Consider the following 17,963-nt stretch of genomic DNA (forward strand, 5'->3'; position numbering starts at 1 on the left):
CGTTCTGTGATGTGGTTCGGTGGTGAACGCGGGATTGCCGTCGGTGGATGACGGCCGGCTCGATGCCCGCGCGCGGATTCTGCATGGCATCGTCGAGGTGCTCGACGGCAGCGGACGCTTTGCCGGCACGCGTGAGCGGTTCGCGCTGATAAACGAGATATCGCGGCGCAGGCGGACACGGCTGCTCGGTGATGGCGAGGGCGAGACCGAGGACGGGCGGGCCCACCTCGAGCTGATAGTTCACAGGTGCGCGTTCCGTGATTGTCTGAAGGATCTGCTGGCCGTGGTTAGTGACCTTCTCTCCGCGGATCTCAGATATCGACTGCGTCAGCTCAACGATGAATGGGACGGAATAGACCATTTCTCGGACCTGAACTGGTGGCTGATCGAGGAGGTGCTGCATCAGGAGCCGGTAGGGAACTGCGGTGAGCTGTTTCGCGCCGTGCAATTGCACGAGCCGCCACCGGCGCATTGCGAGGACGCCTGGCAGATGTTCGCGAATCTCGCCGGGTCGAGCGGTACCGACCACGGCGTGCCGCTCTTCATGATCTTCCTGGAGCTGGTCGCGGACCTGCTCCCGACCGATTCCGGCAGGCGGATCAAGCAGCTGCTCCGCCGGCTCGCCTCCGAGTGGGGCGTCTCCGGCGAGCTGGAGCGCTGCGTCTACCGGTCCGCGCAGCGCGTGGGAGGTCGCGGTGACCGAGACTCCGCCCTGCTCATCCTGATCGACCCGCATCCGATCCGGCCCGAGACCTACACCGTCAAGCACTGGTACGGCTGGAGTGACGAGCCCGGAGCCCCCGACAAGCGTGGCGAGCAGGTCGTCGGCAGGGCCGGGCTGGAGAGCGCGGTCCGGGGCATCGTGCAGACGGCCGAGGTGGACTGGCGCGCCGACGACCGGCCGGGCCGCATCGAGTTCATTCTGCCGTTCTCCCTGCTCAACATGCCGGTCGAGCGTTGGCGAAAGGAGTCCGATCCGGATATTCCGCTTTTTCTCCGTTATGCGGTGGTGGTGCGTAGTCTCGATCGGTTTCGCGATCCCGGGCTGCATGCGGAGTGGCGCGCGCGGTGGAATTCGCTGTGGAGATCGCCGCGCCAGGCGCACTGCCGGTTCAGTGAGGATCATCCGTATCGGTTGGAGGAGAGCATCATGTTCGACAGTCAGGTCGTCGCGATGGTGCTCAGCGAGCCGCCCACGCTCCAGTCGCAGAACGGGCTGAACCAGCTTCACATCGCTATTCGGACCGGCGTACCCATAGTGATCTGGCATCGGGAGGGCAGTCCGGGAATCATATTCCGCCGGATGATCGAGGAGGAGATCGCCTGGGGTGACGGTGTTTCGAAGATGCCCGAATTCGCACGTCGCTTGAGGGCGTCCACCGCCGTGTCGGATGATGAGCCCACCGGGATCGGTAAAGATCTCGTGCTTCTCTGGGATGATCCGTTGTGCCTGCCGGAGGAGTTCGGTGACCGCGCGTCCTGAAATGCGGGGGAGGCGTGGGTCGATGACATTTCCGGAGTCGCGATGCACGGCGACGATCCCGCTGCGGAGGCGGACGCTTTCGGCGGCCGCGTCATTCAGCGCGCGGTCCGGTTGCCGGACGGATCCGAGGCGGACTGGCCGGTCGTCATCAACCCGTTGCCCGTCGATGAGTTCGCCCAGGCGCTCGTCCCGGCTGGCGGACGGGATGTCGTCCTCGCGGTGGACGGTCACCCGTCGATGGCAGTGTGGCGGGAGACGATCGCCGACTTCGCCGCGCTGCTCGGCACGCTGCAGTCGGTGGGCGCGGTCCGGTCGCGGCCGTTCGATGCCCCCGACGCCCCGGTGGCCGCGCCGCGTCTGTTACTGATCTTCACGGACGGTGCCGACCCGGCCTGGTGCCGCGGGCTGCGCGACGAGACGGTGCGGCGGTGGGCGACGGCCGGCCCGGTCGCAATCGTGCACCTGCTCCCGCACCGGATGTGGCGCCGCACCTGCCTGACCGCCGAACCGGTGCGGCTGGCCCGGACCGCCGAGGGTGACGCCAACACCGCGCTGGCCTGGCGGTACCCGCTGCCGGCGGCCGTGACCGACGACGCCGGGCCGGCGGCGGGCGGCCGGGTGCCGATCCCGCTGCTCGAGCTGGACCCCGGCTGGTTCCAGACCTGGCTGCGGCTCACCCTCCTGCCCGGGCCGGGCGCCACGGATCTGCCGTGTCTGCTGCTGCCCCGCCCGGCGCCGCAGTCGGCACCTGCCGGGCAGCGTGCCGGGCAGGTGGAGACGTTCCGGGCGGTCGCGTCGCCGGAGGCCTACGAGCTGGCCACCTGTCTGGCCGCGGCGCCGCTCAATCTGGACGTGATGCGTCTGATGCAGGCGGAGCTGTTGCCGGGCTCGGGGCCGGAGCATCTCGCCGAGATCCTGGTCTCCGGGCTGGTGCGGCCGGTCCCGCCGGACCCGGCCGCGGACGTGACCGGCCTGGTCACGCACGATTTCGGCCCGGGGGTGCGCGCCGGTCTGCTGGCCAAGGCGCGGCGGGTCACCACGCTGCGGGTGGTGCGGGTGCTCGACGAGTACCTCGGCGGTCTGCCGGCCGTCCGGCGCATCGCCGAGTCGGTGGCTGACCCCACAATCCGGTTCGGCGAGCTGCCGCGCGGCGAGCGGCGGTTCGCGGAGGTGCAGGCGGCGGTGTTGCTTGCGCTCTCCGGCGCGCACCTGCGGCTGGCCGGGCACATCCAAGGGCTGGTCGCGACCGCGGCCGGCCGTGAGACCGCGGCGGTCGCGGGGACCGCCGCCCCGCAATCATTGGAGGCCGAGATGCCACTGGGTCACGAGCCCGATGTCATCCCATCAGGCACGCCGGCGCCCGGCGCGGTACGGCCGTCGGTCAAGGTGCCGGCCATCTGGGGGACAGTTCCACCGCGAAATCCCAACTTCACCGGGCGGGCCGAGCTGCTCGCCCAGGTGCACGAGCGTCTGACCGGCGGCACGACCGCGGTGCTGCCGGAGGCGCTGCACGGCATGGGTGGCGTCGGCAAGACGCAGGTGGTGGTGGAGTTCGTCTACCTCAACGCCAGCGAGTACGACGTGGTCTGGTGGATCCCCGCCGAACGGCCCGCGCAGGTCGTGGCCTCGATGGCCGAGCTCGCGCAGAAGCTCCGGCTGCCGGTGAAGGCGGAGGCGGCGGCCGTCCCGGCGGTCAAGGAGGCGTTGCGCGTCGGCGTCCCGTACGCGCGATGGCTGTTGATCTTCGACAATGCGGACACGCCGGACGACGTGCGGCAGTACTTCCCGCTCGGCGGTCCCGGGCACATTTTGGTGACCTCCCGCAATCCGCAGTGGTCCTCGGTGGCGAAGGCGGTGGAGGTGGACGTGTTCCGGCGGGTGGAGAGCCAGGCGCTGCTCACCCGCCGGGCGCCGACGCTCGCGCCGGACGAGTCAGATGCGCTCGCCGAGGTGCTCGGCGACCTTCCGCTCGCGATCGAGCAGGCGGCGGCCTGGCTGGCCGAGACGGGCATGCAGGCCGGGGAGTACCTCGCGCTCTTCCGGGAGAAGCGCATCGAGCTGATGGACCTGTCGCCGCCCGCCGACTACCAGCTGCCGGTCGCCGCCGCGTGGAACGTGTCCCTCGATCATCTGGCGCGCACCCGCCCGGCGTCGCTGCGACTGCTGCAGCTCTGCGCCTTCCTCGCGCCCGAGCCGATCGCCCGCACGCTGCTGTCAAACGGCAACCGGATGCAGGTGACGCCGGAGCTTGGAGCGGCGTTGCGCGACCCGATCCAACTGGGCCGGGCGATCCGGGAGATCAACAGGTACGCGCTGGCCCGCATCGACCATGCGAAGAACACGATCCAGATGCACCGCCTGGTCCAGGCCGTCCTGATCGAGCGGATGTCGCCGGAGGAGCGCGTCGCCATGCGGCACGCCGCGCACCAGCTGCTTGCCACCCACAATCCGCAGGAGCCGGCCGAGCGCGGGCGGTGGCAGCTCTACGGCGAGCTCTACCCGCACCTGGTCGCGTCCGGCGCGATCACCGACGCGGAGGACGACTGGGTGCGCGACCTGGTCATCGGTGAGGCCAAGTACCACTCCTTCTGGGGGAACCCGCAGGAGAGCCTGCACATCTCGCAGAGCGCGTACGACGCCTGGAAGGAGAAGCTGGGCGAGGAGGCGCCGCAGACGCTTGAGATCGGCCGCTGGCTCGGGTACGTGCTCTTCTCGCTCGGCCGCTACCGGGAGGCCGCCACGCTCAACGCGTCGCTGCTGGAGCGCCACCGGCACGGCCCGGACGACAATCCGGAGAGTCTGCTTGAGGCGATGCAGGCGGTCGCGTCCGATCGCCGGGTGGAGGGCAGGTTCCAGGACGCGCTCGACAGGTCCCGTGAGGTCTACGACAGGTGCGTGCAGCTGTTCGGTGACGACGACCCGCTCACGCTCAACGCGGCCCACAATCTCGCGGTGAGCCTGCGCCTGGTGGCCCGGTTCGAGGAGGCGCTGGAGGTCGACATGTCCACCTGGCAGCGCAAGGTCCAGGTGTACGGGCAGAATCACGAGGAGAGCCTGCGGGCGCACCGGGGCGTGCTCATCGACCGGCGGCAGCTCGGCGACTACATCGCCTCCCACGAGGAGTTCGAGCGGCTTGCCGAGTCGTTCGTGGACAGTCTCGGCGAGCGCGATCCGCAGACCGTGGAGACGAATCGGAGCCTCTCCGTCACCCGCCGGAAGGCCGGCGAGCATCCGAGCGCGCTGTCCATCTCCCGGGACGCGCTCGAGCGCTACGCGGCCGCGTTCGGCCTGGACAACCCGGGCACCATGTCCGCGGCGCTCAATCTCTCGCTCGATCTGCGCCAGGCCCGCGAGCTCGACGAGGCGGAGGAGGTGGCGACCGAGAACATCGAGCGTTTTCATGCCGCGTTCGGCGAGGCGCATCCACACTCCCAGGCGGCCGAGGGCAACCTCGCGATCATCCTGCGGGAGAAGGGCAGCCCGCAGGAGGCGCGCACGCTCAACGAGGCCACGCTCGCCCGCCTGCACGACAGCGTCGGCCCGGACCACGTGCTGACGCTCAGCTGCACCACGAACCTCGCGAGCGACCTTTCGTCCTGGGTGACGTGCCCGCCGCCTTCGACCTGGACGACGGCCAGCTCGGGCTGTACCGCGCCACGATGGGCGCGGACCACCCCTCCACGCTCGCGGCGGCTCTGAACCTGGCGATCGACCTGCGGGCGCTCGGGCGTGAGCCGGAGGCCGAGGCCCTGCACCAGGAGACTGTGGAGCGCTACAAGCGGGTGCTTGGCGTGAACCACCTCGCCACCAAGGAGGCGGCCGACTGGAAGCGCGCCAACTGCGACATGGACGTGATGCCGTTGTAGCAACGATCGCTAATTTTGCACGATCTGTAGTGATGCGACTTCGGAACGTGGTAATGCTGGGCGGCCAATGATCCATGCCGTCGATTGGATGGTTTCCGAATGAAACGTCACCTGCTGGTGCTCGCCGCCGTCGTCGTGTCCGTGCTGACCGGGGCGCCCGGTGTCGCGCAGGCCCACGTCAAGGCCCCTGCCGACTTCGTCGATCTGGCGAAGGTCGATCCGACCATCCTGATGGACATCCGCTACAAGACCTTCCACAACTTCGTGGGGCGGCCGGTGAACGGCTACGTGGAGCCGCTGTGCATCGTGACCCGGCCTACCGCGAAGGCGCTCAAGGTGGTGCAGGCCGGGCTGCGGCGCAAGGGCTACTCGCTCAAGATGTACGACTGCTACCGGCCGCAGCGCGCGGTCGACCACTTCGCGGCCTGGGCGGAGAAGGTGGATGACACGCTGACGAAGCGCGAATTCTACCCGGACGTGGACAAGTCGACGCTCTTCGAGGACGGCTACATCGCGCACCGGTCCGGGCATAGCCGGGGCAGCACCGTCGACCTGACGATCGTGAAGCTGCCGGCCGCGCCGCAGCCGCGATACGTGCCGGGCCAGCCGCTCGTCGCCTGCTACGCGCCGGTGGGGAAGCGCTTCAAGGACAACACGATCGACATGGGTACGGGGTACGACTGCTTCGACCCGCTTGCGAACACGCTCGACCCGCGGATCACCGGGCGCCCGCTCGCGAACCGGATCTGGCTGCGGGACGCGATGGCGGCGGCCGGGTTCAACGACTACGACCTGGAGTGGTGGCACTTCACGCTTGCCGGTGAGCCGTACCCGGCCACGTTCTTCGACTTCCCGGTCGCCCGGCGGTCACTTGTCTGACGCGGTGACGCCCGCCCTCACCGTGCGTGAGGGCGGGCTTTTTGTGGTCCAGGTCACATCCGTATCGCAATCTCTGCCGTGTCGCCGCGTCGACTGACCGGGCGTGAACGACAGTGCGGGGATGGACGAGGAGCAGTTGCTGCGGCGCGTCGGCCGTGGCGACCGGGCCGCGTTCGACGAGTTCTACAGGCGGACCGCGCCGTGGCTCGTGGTGCGCCTACGTCGCCGGTGCCGGGACGCGGAGCTGGTCGCCGAGGTGATGCAGGAGTCGTACCTGGCGGTCTGGCGGGCGGCCCCGGGCTACGTGGGCGACCCGGCGGGTGGCAGCGCGGCCGGGTGGCTGTGGACGATCGCGGCCCGCCGCCTCGTCGACGCGTTCCGGCGCGCGGCGCGGCACGACGAGGTGCCGCTGATCGGCGAGCCGCCCGGGGCCACCACGCCCGCGGCCGAGGACGAGGTGCTCGACGTGCTTCCGGACGCCGCGCTCGCCGCCGCGCTGGGGCGCCTCGCGCCGGAGTTGCGCACGGTGCTGAGGGCGATGGTCCTGGACGGCCTGACCGCCAGGGAGACGTCGGCGCTGCTCGGCGTGCCGGAGGGAACTGTGAAGACCCGGGTGCGCCGGGCCAGGATCGAGTTGCGGAAGGCGCTGTCATGAGCGAGATCCACGTGCCAGAAGACCTTCTGACGCGGTACGCCGCCGGCGACGACCTGCCGGAGGAGACGCTCTGGGTGCTTGAGGCGCACCTGGACCGCTGCCCGGACTGCCGGGCCGGGATGGCCGTCGCGATCGAGGCGGACCCGGCGCTCCCCGCGCTCGTCGAGTCGGTGCGCGCGACGATCGAGCCGCGACTCGGCCCCGGGCACGGGCGGCTCTGGCAGGCCCGGCACCGGCTGCGGCGCACGCTGGCCCGGTGGGCGGTGCCCGCGGTACTGCCCTGGCTGGCGATGACGATCGCGGTGCCGCTGGCCGCGACGCTGCTCGAGGCGGCCGGCCCCGGCGTCATGCCGCCGCTGTTGCTCCTGGTCGCGCCGCTGGCCCCGATGCTCGGCGTGGCGGTGTCCTGGAACCGCTGGACCGACCCGGCGCACGCGCTTGTCGCGGTCACCCCGCAGGCCGGCCTGACGCTTGTGCTGCGCCGCACGCTTGTGGCGCTGCTGGTGACGCTGCCGCCGGTGGCGCTCGCCGGCCTGGCGGTCGGCGCGTCCCCGGCCCGCTGGCTGCTGCCCGGCCTCGCGTGCACTGCCGTCGTGCTGGCGGCCGGCGCGTTCGTCGGCGTCACCCAGGCCGCGATCGGCGTGACAGTGCTCTGGTCGCTTGCGGTCGTGCTTCCCACCCTCGTGAACTCGGCGGACCCGGTGCTCCTTGACCCGGCCGCCACCCCCGGATGGCTCGCGGTGACGCTGCTCGCCGTGGCCGCGCTGACCCGATTCCGCAACCGATTCCAACTGGAAGGAACGTCGCGTTGATGCGTGCGCTGGAGATAGATGAGGAACGGCCACTGCGCTGGCCGGTCCGGGCCGAGGGCCTGTCGGTCCGTGCCGGGCGCCGCCTGGCCGTCGACGCCGTCGACCTGGACCTGGGGCCGGGCGTGCACGGCGTGCTCGGGCCGAACGGGGCCGGGAAGACCACGCTGCTGCGCGCGCTCGCCACTGTGGCGCCGCCGGTCGCGGGCACGCTGGAACTGATCGGCGAGCCGGTCCACAACGGAGGCGACCTGCGTACGGTCCGGCGCGCGCTGGGCTACCTGCCGCAGTCCTTCGGCTACTACAAACGCTTCACGGTACGGGAGTTCGTCGAGTACCTGGCCTGGCTGAAGGAGGTGCCGGCGCACGACGTCCCGGCCGCGACGCAGCGCGCGATCGACCAGGTCGGGCTGACCGCCCGCGCGAACGACAAGCTGCGCACGCTCTCCGGCGGCATGATCCGCCGCGTCGGCCTGGCGCAGGCGCTTGTCGGCGACCCCGGCCTGGTGATCCTGGACGAGCCGACCGCGGGCGTCGACCCGGGGCAGCGGCAGGAGCTGCGCACGCTGCTGCGCGGGCTCGGCCGTACCGCGTGCGTGGTGATGGCGACCCACGTCGTCGAGGACGTGGCCGCGGCCTGCACGGACCTGATCGTGCTGAACGAGGGCCGGGTGGCCTTCCGTGGCACGCCGGACGAGCTGGCCGCCCGGGCCGGCGACGGCGGCGACGAGCTGACCAGCACGTTCGAGCGAGGCTACACGGAGGTGCTCCGATGACGATCCGGCTGACGATCCTGGAACTGCGCCGTACCTGGCTGCCCTGGCTGGTCGCGCTGATGTTGTTCGCGGCGCACACGATGTCGATCGACGGGATGGATCCGCAGTGGCCCGGCCTGGTCGGCCAGACCGTGCTCGGCCATCGCATCTCGCTCTCCCTGCTCTGGCCGCTGGCGCTGACAATCGGCGTCATCATCGGCCGCCGCGACGGCGCGGCAGGCACGACCGAGCTGCTCGGCGCCACGTCCCGCCTGCCGTGGTCGAGACTCGCGCTACGCGCCACCCTGCTCTGCGGCGGGCTGGCCGCGGTCTACCTGGCCGCGATCGCCGACTCGATCGGCCTTGCGGTGCTTGACGCGGACACCTACTGGCCGTCCGCCTGGCCCTGGTCGCTGCTTGTCGGCGCGCTCGGCATCGCCGCGGCCGGGCTGCTCGGGCTCGCGCTCGGCCGCGCGCTCCCGTCACTGTGGACGATCCCGCTGTCGTTGCTCGGCGCGACAGTCGTATTCATCGCGCTGGAGATCGTCGCCAGCAGGACGGGTGCCCGTGCGCTGCTGCTGATCCCGTCGTTCGTCCCCGAGAGCGGTGTGACCATCGAGTTCCTGCAGGTGGGCGCGCGTACCAACGTGGGGCAGGCGATCTGGTTCGCCGCGCTTGCCGTGGCCGGCTTCCTGCTCTACACGCTTCCGTATCGGCCGCGGCCCGCCTCGCTGATCCCGGCAGGCGCCACGCTTGTCGCCGGCCTGGCCGCCGGGCTGCTTGTGCTGCCGCCCGCCGCGCAGGCCACCGCCCCCGATCCCCGCGCGACCGCACTGGTCTGCGCGGACGGCGCTCCCCGCGTCTGCGTCACCCGCGTCTACGCCGTAGTGCTGCCCGAGCTCACCGGCCCGGCCCGGGAGGCGCTTGCCGCGCTGAGCCGGCTCCCGAACGCGCCGACCGCGCTGATCCAGGACCAGAACCAGGGCCAGGATCCCGCCACGGTACGGGTACAGCTGACAATCGACAGCGAGGGCGGGCTGGTTACAGGTGGTCCGACGCTTGTCGAGACCCTGCTCGACGGCGCCGGCACGCTTCGCTGCGAGGAGTACACCACCCGCGAGGCCGACTCCCGCCAGCGCGCGGCCCGCTCCGTCGCCGGCGCCTGGCTGCTCGGCCGGACACAACCTCCGGACACCTACCTGGACGAGGACCGGGAGGCGACCGCCCGCGCCTGGGACGTGCTTCACGCGCTCCCCGCCGACCAGCAGCTCGCCCGCGTCGCGGCGCTTCGCGCGGCCGGCCTGGAGTGCCGCGCCGACCTGTTCGAGGTGCTGACCGGCACGGCCTGACCTCGACGGGGTACGGCCGTCACCGTTCGCGGTGGCGGCCGTACCCCCGCGTGCTTTTGATCTTCGTGGTGGCGCGGGAGCGCTTGAGCAGCCCGGCCTCGAGGCGATTCAGACCGACTCGATGGTCACGCCGACTCGACGGTCACGCTGATTCGGTGGTCACGCTGATTCGGTGGTCACGCTGATTCGATGGTCAGGGTGCCGAGGCCGGCGGACGCGTCGAGATCGAGACGGTCGGTGGCGTTCTGCCAGTCGCTGGTCTGGAAGACCTCGCCCTTCGCGATGCCGTTCTTGGCGCGGCCGTCCAGTTCGATCTTGCCCGCCCCCTGCCGGATCGCCGCGCGGGCCGGCACCCGGTCCGGCGTCCGCACGGTCAGCTGGTTCGCGCCCTTGGTAAGCGTGATCGGCAGCGTGCCGGACGGGCTCGGCAGGCTCAGGTCGAGGCTTGTCGCGCCGCCCGCAAGCGTCACCTCGGCCACGTCGGCCGCGCTCAGGTCGACCGCGCCCTCGTCCACGCCGGCCAGCAGCCGCAGCGACCAGCGGACCTGGTCGCTGAGCAGCACCTCCACCACCGCGGTGGCGTCCTTGTTCTCGCTCGGCTCCAGGAACAACCGGACCTCCGCCGCGGACGTGACCGCGTTCGGCCGGACGCCGCTCTTCTCCGGCGTGCTGACCCGGAACAGGTCGCCGTCAAGCGAGGTGGTCCGGACCGAGAGCACTGTCACGTCGGTGAGCAGCGCGAACGTGGCCTCGGAACGGCCGTTCAGCGGGGCGGACGCGCGGAGACCACGATCGGCCGGCGGTGCGGCGGGCTCCTCAGCGGCATCGTCCGCCGCCGGTGAGTCTGACTTGTCCGGCGTGGCTTCCGGCACCGGGGGCACGGCCGCGGTGGTCCTGTCGTCCGCGCCGCCGGGCAGCTGCACCACGATCAGCGCGGTCAGGCCGACGAGCAGCAGCAACGCCAGCGCCACAGTTGCCAGCACGCGCCCGCCGCGCCGGATCCGCGGCACGGACGAGGTCTCGCCGTCCCAGTGCAGGTCGTCGTCGTGGGCGGCCGGCTGGTGCTGGAAGTCCTCGGCCAGGATCAGGTTCTCGAACGGGTCCCGCGGCTCGTACTCCGCGCCGCTTGACTGCACGCCGTAACCGCGCGGCGGCGGCGTCCCGAGATCGTGCACGGCCGGTGCCGCCGCACGGGTGCCCGCCGTGCCCGCCGTGCCCGCCGTGCCCGCCGTGCCCGCCGTGCCCGCCGTGCCCGCCGTGCCCGCCGTGCCCGCCGTGCCCGCCGTGCCCGTCGTGCCTGTCGCGCCTGTCGACGCGCGGCCCGGCGCGAACTCCTCCGTCACCATCTGCTCCGGCGCGACCCTCTCCGGCATCGCCGCCTCCGAACCCGAGGCTGCCGCGTCCGAGCCCGAGGATGCCGCACCCGAGCCCGGGACTGCCGGATCCGAGCCCAGGGCTGCCGCGTCCCAGTTCTGGGCTGCCGTAAACGCGCCCGGGACTGCCGTGGATGCGCCCGGAGCGGTCATGGTCGCGCTCGACCCGGCCGAGCCCGCCCCGGCCGAGCCCGCCCTCTCCGTCATCGCAGCCGGCCGGCCCGCACCGGGCGCCGCCGTGGCCGGCACCGCCGCCGGTGGACGCCGCAGCACGCTCATCGGGGGACGCTCGCGCGACGGTGCCGGATCGGCCTCTCGCACGCTGTCCGCGAGGAGCGGCGCCTCGTTCTCGTCCAGGTGGTAGACGTCGGCGGGTGGCCCGATCCGGTGCGGTGCGTCCGGCCAGTAGTCAGCGATCGACGGCCACCCCGGCGGCGCATCACCGGCGTCCTGCTCCAGGCCGACCAGAGACGGGGCTGCCGCCTCCCACGACTTCTGACCTGTCGTTTCGCCGCCCTCACGCGTCACGGGTGACTCCCATCCTCGGCCTGCATCGTCCGCCCACCTATGGCACGCACGGAAAGCCGCCACGGATCAACGCATCGTGTGCGAACTCTGATCATGGAAGGGCTGCCGGAGGCGTACCCCCGGCGGCCGTTGACCGTGTTTGTGGTGGGTGCCGATCTCGGTGAGCGTCGTCGTCCGGGGTCGCGGCGGTACTCTGGCCTGCGTGGATCAAGAAGAGCGCATCGCCCTGTTCCTGGACTACGAGAACCTGGCGATCGGGGCGCGCGACCATCTCGGCGGCATGAAGTTCGAGTTGCGGCCGGTGGCCGACGCGCTCGCCGAGCGTGGGCGGGTGGTGGTGCGGCGCGCCTACGCGGACTGGTCGTACTTCGACGAGGACCGCCGGATGCTTACCCGATCGCACGTCGAGCTGATCGACATCCCGCAGCGGATGGGCGCGTCCCGCAAGAACGCCGCCGACATCAAGATGGTGGTGGACGCGCTTGAGCTGGCGTTCGAGCGCGACTACATCTCCACGTTCGTGCTCTGTACCGGCGACAGCGACTTCACGCCGCTTGTCCACAAGCTGCGCGAGCTGAACAAGCGGGTGATCGGCGTCGGTGTGCAGAAGTCGACGTCCGCGCTGCTGCCCCCGGCCTGCGACGAGTTCCTCTACTACGACCGGCTGGAGGGCGTGGAGATCCCGCCCGCGCGTCCCCGCCGCGGCCGCCCGGTCACGCCGCCGGAGCCGGTCGAGGTGCACGTGGAGGTCGAGCCGCTTGCGGAGCCCGCCGCCCCCGAGCCGGAGCCGCAGGCAGTGGCGCCGGTCCGGGACGCCGACTCGCTCGCCGCGCTTGTCGCGCAGACCGTGTCCGGCCTGCAGCACAGCTCGAACGGCGCGGTCACCGCATCCACGCTCAAGCGCACGCTGCTGCGTAAGGATCCGACGTTCAGCGAGGCGGACTACGGCTTCCGCGCGTTCGGCGAGCTGCTGCGCCACCTCAGCGAGCGCAATGTGGTCGAGCTGACCGGCGGCTCAGCCAAGGGCGACCCGGAGGTCTCGCTGCCGGAGCACGGCGACCGCGAGGCTGCGTTCGCCGTGCTGCGCACTGTCGTGTCCGAGCTGGCCGGCGACTCGGGCGCGGTCGCGCTGTCCGGCCTGAAGAACCGGGTCCGCAAGGTCGCGCCCGACTTCAGCGAGAAGAAGCTCGGCTACCGCTCGTTCCTGCAGTTCTGCAAGGCGGCCGCGACCGGTGGCGCCGTGGACCTGAAGTGGAGCGCCGACGCGGACGACTACCTGCTCACCGCGCCCTGAACCGCCCGGGCCGGGCCGGAACGTCAGCGACGGTGATCATCCGCCGGTGAGACGCAGGTGCCGGTGTGCTGCCATCCGGACGGGTGTGTTCGCCTCGCCGAAGCCGTCGTAGCCGCCGCGCCGCTCGACGACCTCGAAGAACACCCGGCCCCCGTGCACCGGCGTGTAGAAGTGGAGCAGCTCGCCGCCGTGCGCGTCCCGGTCGTAGAGGATGCCGTGCGCGCGCAGGTCCTCTACTGCCTGATCGGTCAGCGCGTAGCGGGCGGCGAGATCCGCGTAGTAGTTGTCCGGGATCGTCAGCGTCCAGCCGCGCAGCCGCGCCGCCGCGGTGAGAACGTCCGATGTAGAGAAGGCGACGTGCTGGGGCGCGATCACGCCGGGCGCCCAGTCGCCGCGGCGCAGCAGGGATGCCGGGAGCGCGAGCCGCACGCCCCGGTCCGCGGTGGCCAGGCCGAGCGACCGCATCAGGCCGAACGGCGCGGCGTACTCCTGGGTGGGCAGTCGCTCCAGTCCCAGCACCGAGTCGTAGAACAGGCCTGCCTCGTCGAAGTGGTCGAACGGCTGCGTGAGTCCGATGTGGTCGACAGCGGTCAGCCCGGCGCCGGGACCGGGCTGGTCGCCGGTCGGCAGGAAGTCGGCGCGCCACTCGTCGCCGGTGATGAAGACCTCGGTGCCGTCCGGCGCGGTAAGTGAGGCGAGCGACGTCTCACGCGGGCCGTGCGCACCGACGCGTGCGGGCGCCAGCAGCGCCTCCGCGCGGCGCAGTGCCGTGTCCGGGTCGTCCGCGGTGACCGCGAACGCGCTGATCGCGGCGCCGGGGCGGGTCACCGCGCTGTTCAGCACGACCCGGCAGGCTGACTGCTCCCACAGTTCGACGGGCTTGGTGCGGTGCTGGCCCGTGTGGGTGAAGCCGAGGCCGTGCAACGCCTCGCGCAGCTGCGGCCCGGTGTCGCCGTCCACAGCGATCTCGGTGAACGCGTGCCGGCCGAGCGCGGGGGCGGGTGGCAGCGGGCGTAGGCCGGCCCGGTCCTCGAGCGCGACGAGCGAGCGCATGGCGTCGATCGCGGTGCGCGCCGGGTCGGACTGGCGGAAGACGTCGTTGAACACCTCAAGGGACAGCGGGCCGTCGTACCCACTCGCCTGGATTGTGGTGATGAGGCCGGGCAGGTCGAACGTGCCCTGGCCCGGGAACAGCCGATGGTGACGGCTCCACTGCAGCACGTCCATCCGCAGGTGCGGCGCGTCGGCAAGCTGCACGAAGAAGATCTTTCCGGGGGTGATCGCCGCTATCCCGTCCGGGCTCACCTCGCGCGACAGGATGTGGAACGAGTCAAGGCACAGGCCGAGCGCGGGGTGGCCGGCAGCCTGGACGATCCGCCACGCGTGGTCCCAGGTGGACACGTGACGGCCCCAGGCGAGCGCCTCGTAGGCGATCCTGATCCCGCGCTCAGCCGCGAGTGACGCCAGTGTGGACAGTTGCGAGGCGGCCAGGCCGTCGTCATCGGCGGCGTGCGGCGAGACCGACGAGCACACGAGCATGGTGTCGGCGCCCAACTCCGCCATAACGTCAAACTTGAGCCGCGCGCGCCGCAGATTCTCTTTCAACAGCTCCGGGGGTACGGCCTCGAAGTCCCGGAACGGCTGGTAGAGGTCGATCGACAGGCCGAGGTCCGCGCACCGGGCCCGCAGTTCGGCCGGCGACCACGGCGACACCACCAGGTCGTTCTCGAACAGCTCGATCCCGTCGAACCCGGCCGCGGCTGCGGCGGTGAGCTTGTCGTCAAGCGTCCCGGAAACGCACACCGTGGCGATCGACCGCCGCATAATAGATCCCCTTAAATCCGCAGATATCCGGTGATGAGGTCGCCGAGCATCGTCCGGTAGTGCTCCCGCCGTGCGGGGTCGACCAGATCGCGGTCGAAGAGCGCGCCGAACGTGTGCCGGTTCGCCACCCGGAAGAAGCAGAACGAACTGATCATCATGTGTACGTCGAGCGCGTCCACGTCCGTCCGGAACACGCCGTTCTCCTGGCCACGCCGCAACACCCCGTGCAGCAGATCCACTGCGGAGCTGTTGAGGTCGACGAGTTGTGCCACCTGCGCGACATGGCGGGCATGCTGCGCGTTCTCCACGCCGACGAGCTTGATGAACGCGGGGTGCGCCTCGTGGTGGTCGAACGTGACCTCGGCCAGCCGCCGTACCCCGGTCAGTGGATCGAGATGTTCCACGTCCACGGCCCGCTCCGCCGCCCGGATCTCCGAGTACGCCCGCTCCAGCACCGCGCGGTAGAGCTGCTCCTTGCCGCCGAAGTAGTAGTAGATCATCCGTTTCGTGGTGCGGGTCCGGGCCGCGATCTCGTCGACCCGGGCGCCGGAGAACCCGCGGTTCGCGAACTCGTCGGTGGCCACGTCGAGGATCTCCGCCCGGGTGCGCGCGGCGTCCCGGCGTCGTTCCGCCGGTACCTCCACGGTCATGTCTGCCATCGCTCCAGTCTGCCCGCCGCTCTTGACATCGCCCGATGTGACCCGGATAACTAACGTACCAGTTCGTACATTGAAAGGGGTCGTTCATGCGGTGTGGTCTGATCGGCGCCGGGATCGATGCGTCGTTCTCGCCCGCGCTGCACGAGACCGAGGCCCGGCACCAGGGCCTCGACCTGACCTATGAGCTGATCGACGTGGACCGGGCGGGCACCCCGGCCGCGCTCGGGCGGCTGCTCGACGACGCCGAACGTGACGGCTTCGCCGGGCTCAACATCACCCACCCGTTCAAGCAGGACGTGCTCGGGCTGCTCGACCGGCTGTCGCCACAGGCACAGGCGATCGGCGCGGTCAACACGGTCGTGCTCCGCGACGGCGAACGGCACGGGCACAACACGGACGCGTACGGCTTCACCGCGTCCTTCCGTGCCGGGCTGCCCGGCTTGTCATTGGCGAACGTCGTGCAACTCGGCGCCGGCGGTGCGGGTGCGGCCTGCGCCCACGCGCTGCTCGGCATGGGCGCCGGGCATCTCACAGTCATCGACCCCGACCTCGACCGGCGCGGGCTGCTCGCCGAGACGCTCGCGCTGCACTTCGACACCGACCGGATCGCGGTGGCAGACCCCGTGGACCTGCCCGCCGCCATCGCACCGGCCGACGGGCTGGTCAACGCCAGCCCGGTCGGCATGCACAAGCACCCGGGCCTGCCGCTGCCGGCATCGCTGCTGCGGGACGGACTGTGGGTCGCGGACATCGTCTACATGCCACCGCGCACGCCGCTGCTCCGCGCCGCCCACGCGGCCGGGCTGCGGACGCTCGGCGGCTCGGCGATGTGCGCGTACCAGGCCGCCGCCGCGTTCCAGCTCTTCACCGGGCGCACCCCCGACACCGCACGGATGCTCCGCCACCTGGACGTCCTGCTCTCCTAGGAGTGCACATGACCCCACTTCCCCCACCCGTACCGCTGCGGCGGATGCTCGGCCCCGGCGTCGTCGCGGTCGGCATCGGCATGGCCGCCGGCGAGATCATTCTCTGGCCCTACCTCACCGCGATCGGCGGCCTCGGCCTGCTCTGGCTCGCCATCACCACCCTGCTCGTCCAGTTCGTCATCAACATGGAGATCGAGCGGTACACGCTCGCCACCGGCCAGACAGTGGTCGCCGGCTTCTCCCGCTGGTGGAAGGGCTGGGGCATCATCATCTGCCTGGCCGGCGCATTCCAGTACGTCTGGCCGGGCTGGGCGACCAGCGGCTCCACGGTCTTCACCTACCTGATCGGCGGCGGCGACCCGGTCTGGATCACCGTGCTCGTCCTGATCCTGATCGGCGCGCTGCTCTCCATCTCCAAGGTCGTCTACACCACTGTCGAACGCGTCGAGACGGTCAAGGTCGCGCTCACGCTGTTCTTCCTGCTCGTCGTGGTCGTCTTCGTCATCTCGCTCTCCACCTGGGGCTCCGGCGCCCGCGCGGCAGTCGTCGAATTCGGTCAGATCCCGCCCGAGATCACCTTCGTCCTGCTGCTCAGCGCGATCGGTGCGGCCGGCGCCGGCGGCGTACACAACCTGGTCCTGAGCAACTGGATCCGCGACAAGGGCTACGGCATGGGCGCCCACGTCCCCCGCCTCGTCTCACCCATCACCGGCCGCGTCGAAGCCGCCGGCACCGACCGCTTCGACCTCGACGTCGGCGCCGACAACCTCGCACGCTGGAAAATCTGGTGGCGGCGGGCCAACATCGAACACGGCGTCACCTTCGTCGCCGTCTGCCTGCTCACCATCACCATCATGAGCCTGCTCGCCTACGAGACGCTCTTCGGCCGCGACGACCTCAAGAACGACCCGTCCTTCCTCCGCATCGAGGGCGACATCCTCGCCGACCGCGTCGGGGTATGGCTCAAACTGCTCTTCTTCGCCATCGCCGCCGTCTCCCTCTGGGCCGCCGCCATGGGCCTGCTCGACATCATCGGCCGCGTAGCCGCCGACTTCGTCAGCCGCTCCTACCTGCCCGGCTCCCCCCGCTGGACCGAACCCCGCCTCTACCTCGCCGTCGTCTGGGCCGAGATCATCCTCGGCTCCCTCATTCTGCTGGCCGGCTTCACCCAACCCCTCGGCCTGCTCATCGTCTCCACCTGCGCCGCCTCCGTCGTCACCCTCCTCTACTCGATCCTCCTGGTCCGCCTCAACACCAGAGACCTCCCCTCCCCGGTACGCCTCCGCGGCTGGCGCCTGATCGGTCTCCTCCTGGCCATCGCCTTCTACGGCTTCTTCGCCCTCGCCATGGTCATCACCCAACTCCAAAAACTCTGACCCTTGCCCCGTCCGTCTCCTGCGCTGCCGGCACCTCCCTCAGAGGGCGCCGGCAGCGCGCGTCTTCCGCCGCCGCCGTTATGGGAGCGGTGGGTGGGGGGGGGTGATAGGAGAAAAAAGGTAGGTGGGTGTGTTGTTGGGGGGGGCGGCCGGGGGGGCGGGGGACAGGGGGAGGGGGTCGAAGAGG

Annotated in this window: 14 protein-coding genes; 11 read left to right on the forward strand and 3 right to left on the reverse strand. The window is 71.0% G+C overall.

Annotation, left to right across the window (positions count from 1 at the left end):
- The first annotated feature begins 19 nt into the window (after positions 1-19).
- The 8 genes from ACIA8K_RS17965 (at position 20) to ACIA8K_RS18000 (ending at position 9,796) form a co-directional block, all read left to right on the forward strand.
- A complete protein-coding gene (locus tag ACIA8K_RS17965; RefSeq protein ID WP_396060127.1) occupies positions 20-1,483 on the forward strand; it encodes a hypothetical protein in 1,464 nt (487 codons plus the stop codon).
- Between the two features lie 42 nt (positions 1,484-1,525).
- Positions 1,526-5,182, forward strand: coding sequence for an FxSxx-COOH system tetratricopeptide repeat protein (gene fxsT, locus ACIA8K_RS17970; protein ID WP_396060129.1), 3,657 nt, complete (start codon positions 1,526-1,528; stop codon positions 5,180-5,182).
- Positions 5,089-5,349, forward strand: a complete 261-nt coding sequence (locus ACIA8K_RS17975) for a tetratricopeptide repeat protein (RefSeq protein ID WP_396060131.1) — start codon at positions 5,089-5,091, stop codon at positions 5,347-5,349. Before fxsT ends, ACIA8K_RS17975 begins: the two co-directional genes overlap by 94 nt.
- Before the next feature lie 99 nt (positions 5,350-5,448).
- Positions 5,449-6,228, forward strand: coding sequence for a M15 family metallopeptidase (locus tag ACIA8K_RS17980; protein WP_396060133.1), 780 nt, complete (start codon positions 5,449-5,451; stop codon positions 6,226-6,228).
- Positions 6,229-6,349: 121 nt separating this feature from the next.
- The gene (locus tag ACIA8K_RS17985; RefSeq protein ID WP_396060760.1) at positions 6,350-6,883 is read left to right on the forward strand and encodes an RNA polymerase sigma factor; all 534 of its coding nucleotides are present in this window, start codon (positions 6,350-6,352) and stop codon (positions 6,881-6,883) included.
- Positions 6,880-7,695 carry a zf-HC2 domain-containing protein gene (locus tag ACIA8K_RS17990; protein WP_396060135.1) on the forward strand — a complete coding sequence of 272 codons (816 nt, stop codon included), beginning with the start codon at positions 6,880-6,882 and terminating at the stop codon, positions 7,693-7,695. Before ACIA8K_RS17985 ends, ACIA8K_RS17990 begins: the two co-directional genes overlap by 4 nt.
- Positions 7,695-8,468, forward strand: coding sequence for an ATP-binding cassette domain-containing protein (locus tag ACIA8K_RS17995; protein ID WP_396060137.1), 774 nt, complete (start codon positions 7,695-7,697; stop codon positions 8,466-8,468). The genes ACIA8K_RS17990 and ACIA8K_RS17995 overlap by 1 nt, the downstream gene beginning before the upstream one ends.
- Positions 8,465-9,796 (forward strand): hypothetical protein, encoded by a 1,332-nt coding sequence (locus ACIA8K_RS18000; RefSeq protein ID WP_396060139.1) that lies wholly within the window; start codon positions 8,465-8,467, stop codon positions 9,794-9,796. Before ACIA8K_RS17995 ends, ACIA8K_RS18000 begins: the two co-directional genes overlap by 4 nt.
- Positions 9,797-9,972: 176 nt before the next feature.
- Here ACIA8K_RS18000 and ACIA8K_RS18005 read toward each other — a convergent pair whose 3' ends face one another.
- The gene (locus ACIA8K_RS18005) at positions 9,973-11,697 is read right to left on the reverse strand and encodes a hypothetical protein (protein ID WP_396060141.1); all 1,725 of its coding nucleotides are present in this window, start codon (positions 11,695-11,697) and stop codon (positions 9,973-9,975) included.
- A 202-nt stretch (positions 11,698-11,899) separates the two neighbouring features.
- Here ACIA8K_RS18005 and ACIA8K_RS18010 point away from each other — a divergent pair, with 202 nt between their 5' ends.
- A complete protein-coding gene (locus ACIA8K_RS18010; protein ID WP_396060143.1) occupies positions 11,900-12,991 on the forward strand; it encodes an NYN domain-containing protein in 1,092 nt (363 codons plus the stop codon).
- A gap of 36 nt (positions 12,992-13,027) precedes the next feature.
- Here the strand turns inward: ACIA8K_RS18010 and ACIA8K_RS18015 are convergent, their stop codons facing one another.
- A complete protein-coding gene (locus ACIA8K_RS18015) occupies positions 13,028-14,815 on the reverse strand; it encodes a bifunctional sugar phosphate isomerase/epimerase/4-hydroxyphenylpyruvate dioxygenase family protein (protein ID WP_396060145.1) in 1,788 nt (595 codons plus the stop codon).
- 11 nt (positions 14,816-14,826) lie between these two features.
- Positions 14,827-15,474 carry a TetR/AcrR family transcriptional regulator gene (locus ACIA8K_RS18020; protein WP_396060147.1) on the reverse strand — a complete coding sequence of 216 codons (648 nt, stop codon included), beginning with the start codon at positions 15,472-15,474 and terminating at the stop codon, positions 14,827-14,829.
- 86 nt (positions 15,475-15,560) lie between these two features.
- Here ACIA8K_RS18020 and ACIA8K_RS18025 point away from each other — a divergent pair, with 86 nt between their 5' ends.
- Positions 15,561-16,400 (forward strand): shikimate dehydrogenase, encoded by an 840-nt coding sequence (locus ACIA8K_RS18025; protein WP_396060149.1) that lies wholly within the window; start codon positions 15,561-15,563, stop codon positions 16,398-16,400.
- An 8-nt stretch (positions 16,401-16,408) separates the two neighbouring features.
- Entirely contained in the window at positions 16,409-17,776 is a 1,368-nt protein-coding gene (locus tag ACIA8K_RS18030) for an Nramp family divalent metal transporter (RefSeq protein WP_396060151.1), read from the forward strand.
- Positions 17,777-17,963: the final 187 nt, after the last annotated feature.

This window comes from Catenuloplanes sp. NPDC051500 (assembly GCF_044454585.1).
Classification (GTDB): Bacteria; Actinomycetota; Actinomycetes; order Mycobacteriales; family Micromonosporaceae; genus Catenuloplanes.